The organism is Glutamicibacter sp. AGC46 (assembly GCF_053543715.1).
In genome coordinates, this window is the sequence record NZ_JBLVOJ010000024.1 from 1 (window position 1) to 6516 (window position 6516).

Annotated in this window: 3 protein-coding genes and 1 rRNA gene; all 4 read right to left on the reverse strand. The window is 62.6% G+C overall.

The features are described from left to right. Positions 1-72 precede the first annotated feature (72 nt). Positions 73-1598, reverse strand: a 16S ribosomal RNA gene (locus ACNPM8_RS12030). Positions 1599-2120: 522 nt separating this feature from the next. Then, complete coding sequence (gene tyrS / locus ACNPM8_RS12035; protein ID WP_105658122.1) at positions 2121-3440, reverse strand: tyrosine--tRNA ligase; 1320 nt, start codon at positions 3438-3440, stop codon at positions 2121-2123. Between the two features lie 190 nt (positions 3441-3630). Continuing rightward, the gene (locus ACNPM8_RS12040; protein WP_448939916.1) at positions 3631-5913 is read right to left on the reverse strand and encodes a HelD family protein; all 2283 of its coding nucleotides are present in this window, start codon (positions 5911-5913) and stop codon (positions 3631-3633) included. A gap of 248 nt (positions 5914-6161) precedes the next feature. Further along, the coding region (locus ACNPM8_RS12045) for an adenine phosphoribosyltransferase (protein WP_448939917.1) at positions 6162-6516 on the reverse strand (355 nt) is incomplete at its 5' end.

Consider the following 6516-nt stretch of genomic DNA (forward strand, 5'->3'; position numbering starts at 1 on the left):
TCCACCCATGAGCAACCCACCCGGACAACACTCGTGTCCAGCATGGGCAACCAATAATGGTTAGCTCCTTAGAAAGGAGGTGATCCAGCCGCACCTTCCGGTACGGCTACCTTGTTACGACTTAGTCCCAATCGCCAGTCCCACCTTCGACGACTCCCCCCACACAAGGTGGTTAGGCCATCGGCTTCGGGTGTTACCAACTTTCGTGACTTGACGGGCGGTGTGTACAAGGCCCGGGAACGTATTCACCGCAGCGTTGCTGATCTGCGATTACTAGCGACTCCGACTTCATGGGGTCGAGTTGCAGACCCCAATCCGAACTGAGACCGGCTTTTAGGGATTAGCTCCACCTCACAGTATCGCAACCCATTGTACCGGCCATTGTAGCATGCGTGAAGCCCAAGACATAAGGGGCATGATGATTTGACGTCATCCCCACCTTCCTCCGAGTTGACCCCGGCAGTCTCCCATGAGTCCCCACCTTTACGTGCTGGCAACATGGAACGAGGGTTGCGCTCGTTGCGGGACTTAACCCAACATCTCACGACACGAGCTGACGACAACCATGCACCACCTGTGAACCAGCCCCGAAGGGAAACCCCATCTCTGAGGCGGTCTGGCACATGTCAAGCCTTGGTAAGGTTCTTCGCGTTGCATCGAATTAATCCGCATGCTCCGCCGCTTGTGCGGGCCCCCGTCAATTCCTTTGAGTTTTAGCCTTGCGGCCGTACTCCCCAGGCGGGGCACTTAATGCGTTAGCTACGGCGCGGAAAACGTGGAATGTCCCCCACACCTAGTGCCCAACGTTTACGGCATGGACTACCAGGGTATCTAATCCTGTTCGCTCCCCATGCTTTCGCTCCTCAGCGTCAGTAAATGCCCAGAGACCTGCCTTCGCCATCGGTGTTCCTCCTGATATCTGCGCATTTCACCGCTACACCAGGAATTCCAGTCTCCCCTACATCACTCTAGTCTGCCCGTACCCACCGCAGATCCGAGGTTGAGCCTCGGACTTTCACGGCAGACGCGACAAACCGCCTACGAGCTCTTTACGCCCAATAAATCCGGATAACGCTTGCGCCCTACGTATTACCGCGGCTGCTGGCACGTAGTTAGCCGGCGCTTCTTCTGCAGGTACCGTCACTTTCGCTTCTTCCCTACTGAAAGAGGTTTACAACCCGAAGGCCGTCATCCCTCACGCGGCGTCGCTGCATCAGGCTTTCGCCCATTGTGCAATATTCCCCACTGCTGCCTCCCGTAGGAGTCTGGGCCGTGTCTCAGTCCCAGTGTGGCCGGTCACCCTCTCAGGCCGGCTACCCGTCGTCGCCTTGGTGAGCCATTACCTCACCAACAAGCTGATAGGCCGCGAGTCCATCCCCCACCGATAAATCTTTCCACCAACAACCATGCGGTCAAAGGTAATATCCGGTATTAGACCCAGTTTCCCGGGCTTATCCCAGAGTCGGGGGCAGGTTACTCACGTGTTACTCACCCGTTCGCCACTAATCCACCCAGCAAGCTGGGCTTCATCGTTCGACTTGCATGTGTTAAGCACGCCGCCAGCGTTCATCCTGAGCCAGGATCAAACTCTCCATAAAAAAATAAAAAGCCACCGGCAACCCCTTGGAAAATAAGGGCGAAGCCAATGAAGTCCTGGCGAATAATAAAACACTCAAGAACACTGCACGGGGGTGCAATGCCTCAAGCAAATGTTATGTATTCACCAAATAAAAATATTCGGTATCAACAAACTTGGCACACTATTGAGTTCTCAAACAACAAACACTCTCGACACCACAACCACCAATCCTTCGATGACTGCTTCGCTCCGGAGCAACTTTACAAGCCTACCACCAAGTTGACCGTTGTCAACTCGACGTTTCAGTCTTGTTCACCCCGCCGTTTCCGTTTCACCCTCTCAGGCTGTCCGGATCAGCGGCGCGAGATAAAACTCTACACGGGTTCAGCCACGACGCAAAATCGGCCTACGGGTCGAATTTCAGCCACTAATCCTACCTTGACTAGGGATTATCATAATTAGGTACAACAAAACCGCCGGAAAAGTGTCTTGGTTCACAAGCTTTTCCGGCGGTTTCGTGTAGTGCGGTAGTTACTGGGCGCTACTTGGCCAGTTCAGCCACTGCCATGTTCTTCTTGCCGCGGCGCACGATCGCGTAGCGGCCATGCAGGAAGTCCGCCTCGGCCAGTTCAGTTTCGATGCCGCCAACCTTGCCGTTATTGACGTAGGCGCCACCTTCAGTGACCGTACGGCGTGCTTCGGACAATGACTTGCTCAGGCCCGAGGCAACCAGGACATTCAAAATGCCCAGATCGTCCGCAGCAACCTTCGCCGAAGGCAGCTCCGCGATAACCGATTCCAAGGTAGGAAGATCAATCGCGCCCAGATCGCCATTGCCGAAGACCGCAGCCGAAGCGGCGATCACCTGCTCGGTAGCCTGCACACCGTGAACCAGGGAAGTGACTTCCCAGGCCAAGGTGCGCTGGGCGACGCGCTTGAACGGGCGCTCTGCAACTTCGGTTGCCAGTTCCGCGATCTGCTCGCGGGTCAGGAAGGTGAATACCTTCAAGCGGTCGATCACATCCGCGTCGGAGGTGTTCAGCCAGAACTGGTAGAAGGTGTACGGGCTGCACATTTCGGCATCCAGCCAGATGGCGTTGCCCTCGGACTTGCCGAACTTGGTGCCGTCGGAGTTGGTGATCAGCGGGGTGCCGTAGGCGTGCACCGAGTTGCCCTGGACCTTGCGGATCAGGTCGGTGCCGCTGGTCAGGTTGCCCCACTGGTCCGAGCCGCCGGTCTGCAGGGTGCAGCCGTACTGGCGGTTCAGCTCCAGGAAGTCGTAGCCCTGCAGCACCTGGTAGGAGAACTCGGTGTAGCTGATGCCCTCGTCGGAGTTCAGTCGCGCGGCGACGATCTCCTTCTTGATCATCGTGCCCACACGGAAGTACTTGCCCACATCGCGCAAGAAGTCCAAGGCCGACAGCTGCTGCGTCCAGTCCAGGTTGTTGACCAGCTGCACCGCGTTCTCGCCCTCATCGGAGAGGAAGCGGGAAACCTGCGCCTGGAGCTTGGCGACCCACTCGGTCACCGTCTCCCTGGTGTTCAAGGTGCGCTCCGCAGTTTGGCGCGGGTCGCCGATCAGGCCGGTGGAACCGCCAACCAGGGCCAGCGGCTTGTGGCCGGCCAGCTGCAGGCGGCGCATATTCAGCAACTGCACCAGGTTGCCCAGATGCAGGGACGGCGCAGTCGGATCGAACCCGCAATAGTAGGTCACAGACTCTTCGGACAGGGCTCGTTCCAGCTCGGTTTCGTCGGTGGACACGTGCACCAGGCCGCGCCACTTGAGTTCCTGCCAGACGTTCTCGAAAGATGCGTCGTTGCTCTGTCCCGCAATCACGGGATTCTGCTTCGTATCAGACATGCTCACTGTGACCATTTTCTGTCTTCGTTCTGCCCCGAGTGCCCGCGTTGCTGCTTGCGTGCACCTGTGATCGCACCGGGAGTTGGGGTTGCCTTCCCGGCGCATGGGTTTAAGGTTATCGCTTGGTGGCAGGCTCGTGCCACTTCCCCGGCCCTCCCCTTGGTCACATAGCCGACCCCGCGGTGCGCTGCTAGCCTTCCAGGCCTTCAGGCAGTTCGCGGGTGTGGACCACGCGCAGGCGCTGGGTGGTACGGGTCATCGCCACATACAAATCGCCCACGCCGCCGTCCACCTCGTCGACCAGCTCGGCCGGTTCCAGGATCAGCACGCCGTCGAATTCCAGGCCCTTGGACTCGCGCGCGGTGATCACCACGATGTCCTGGCTCAATCCGCCCGAACCGGCGCCAACGCGGTCGCCATGCACGTCCTGGACCGCAGCGCGGATGCGGGCCAGATCCTGCTGAGGCACGATGATCGCCTGCAGTCCCCCGGCCGAGTACTCCAGCTCCTCGCCCAGCGCGGCCAGGACCGCATCCTGGACTTCGGCCTCGGTGGTTTTGGTCAGCACCGGTGGCCAGTCGCCTTCGCGGACCGCCTGCGGGGTGGTGATCCGCAGGCCGGCGGCCTGGGCCACGCGCACCGCCGCGTCGGCGATCTGCGCCGGGGTGCGGTAGTTGACGGTCAGCTCTTCGAGCTCGAAGCGCTCACCGAAGAACGGCTCCAGGGCTTGGGACCAGCTGCTGGCGCCCGAGGCGGCCGAGGTCTGGGCGATGTCGCCCACGATGGTGAAGGACTTCATCGGGCAGCGGCGAACCAGCAGGCGCCACTGCATCGGCGAAAGCTCCTGCGCCTCGTCGACCACGATGTGCCCGTAGGCCCAGGTGCGATCGGCGACGGCGCGTTCGGCGGCCGTGAGCCGGGCCGCAGTTTCCTGGTTCACTCCGGCCACCTGCTCCGCGGTGACCACACCGTCGATGCCGGCGTTTTCCAGCATGGTGTGCATATTGCGCAGCGCGGCCTTGGCATTTTCCACGTCGGCCTCGTACTGGGCGGTGTGCGTGCCGGCCAGCGGGTCGGCGAACTCGCCGAGCAGCCCGGATGCCTCATCGAGCAGCGGCACATCGGCCTCGGTGAACGGCGAGCCGGCCCGGCGGTACAGGGCGTCGCGGTCCGTTTCCTTCAGGTGCGGGGCCGCGGCGGCCAAAAGGTGCGGGGTGGCGAACAACTCTGCCACCAGCTGCTGCGGGGTCATCGGCATCCAGCACAGGTTCAGCGCCACGCGCACATCGTGCGATTCGCGCACTTCCTGGGGCAGGTAGGAACGGGCGGTGGTCGAGGACTGCCCGGCCGATTCCTCCAGCTTGCGGCGCAGCTGTTCGGCCAGGTCCCCCACCAGCACCTTGACGAAGGTTTCGCGCGCCTCGTTGTAGGGCTTGTGGGTGTGGCGGGCGCGTTCGCGCGCGTTCTTGACCATTTTCGGGGTCAGGGTCAGGCGGGTTCCCTCCACCACCAGGGTGCGGGTTTCCGGAATCAGCCGCTGGCGGTTGCGCACCGCAGTGGCGATCACCCTGGCCATGGACAGCTGGCCCTTGAGCCGGGCGACGGTGCGGCTGGTTTCCGGCACGGCGTGGATGCCGTGGTAGAGCTCGCCCACCGAGGACATGACCACGCCGGTCTCGCCCAGCGAGGGCAGTACGCGCTCGATGTAGCGCATGAAGGAAGTGGACGGGCCGACGATCAGCACCCCGGCGTTCTTCAGCCGTTCGCGGTACTCGTAGAGCAGGAACGCCGCGCGGTGCAGGGCGACGGCGGTCTTGCCGGTGCCCGGACCGCCCTGGACCACGACGGCGCCGGGCAGCTGCGCGCGGATGATCGCATCCTGCTCGGCCTGGATGGTGCCGACGATATCGCCCATGCGGCCGGTGCGCTTCTCGCGCAAAGCGGCCATCAGCGCGCCCTCGCCGTGGTGGGTGTGCCCCTCATCCAGCCAGGTCTCGTCGAGCACGTCGTCCTCGATGCCGGCCACGGTCCGGCCCTTGAGCATCAGGTGGCGGCGGCGGCGCACCCCGCGCGGATTCAGCGCGGTCGCCTGGTAGAAGGGGGCCGCTTCGCTGGCGCGCCAGTCGATCATCAGCCGGTTCAGGTCCTCGTCGGACAGGCCGATGCGGCCGATGTAGCGGGGAGTGCCGGAGGATGAGCCGTTGCCGGCTTCCTGCCCCTGGCCGTTGGCTGCCATATCCAGGCGGCCGAAGACCAGGCGGTCCTCGACGGCGTCGAGCTGGGCAATCCGGTCCTCGTAGAGGGTGGCGAAAGAGTCGCGTTCGGACATGTTCTGGAAGGTGCCCACCGCCCCCTGGGCCCGGGTGCGCTCAAGCTGCTCCACCTTTTCGGCGCGCAACTCGTCCAGCCGCGCGTACAGGCGGCCCACATAGTCGGATTCAGCTAACAGATCGGCCTCGATCGTATCGGTCAATCCAGTTTCCCCTCGCGCTCAAAATGTGCCCCTGCGCAAAGCACAGGGCCCTACGTAAAACGGTTCCCACGTAAAAACACAGGACAGATAATGATACGCGCCTTTGGCCCGGCGCAGGTAATCGCGCGCACCGGTGCCAAGCGCTGGCCGGGCCCGCTGCCGGGCTGTTCGCCAGCGGCGTGGAAGCGTGGCGGTTTGTTACCTGCGCGCCGCTTCCCGGCTGCCGCTTCGGCACCGCGCTGCCCGGCTCAGGAGTGGACGACCTGCAAGGAGAGCACCTTGTGCCCCGGCAGCTTGGCCCGTCCTTCGAGGCCATCGAGTTCCAGCACGACGCCGACGCCGGCGATCCTGGCACCGGTCTGCTCCAGCAGGCGGACCGCTGAACCCACGGTGCCGCCGGTGGCCAGCACGTCGTCGAGAATCAGCACGCGGGTGCCCGGGGCGATCTCGTCCTTGTGCACCTCCAGGCAGCTGGTGCCGTATTCCAAGGTGTACTCGTCGCGGTAGACCTCGCGCGGCAGCTTGCCGGCCTTGCGGATGGTCAGCATGCCCTTGCCCGAGGCGTAGGCGGCGGCCGCCGCCAGCACGAAACCGCGGGCTTCG

Coding starts and splice junctions, on each gene's coding strand:
- tyrS (WP_105658122.1), bottom strand. CDS start 3,440: ATGTCTGATACGAAGCAGAATCCCGTGATTGCGGGACAGAGCAACGAC.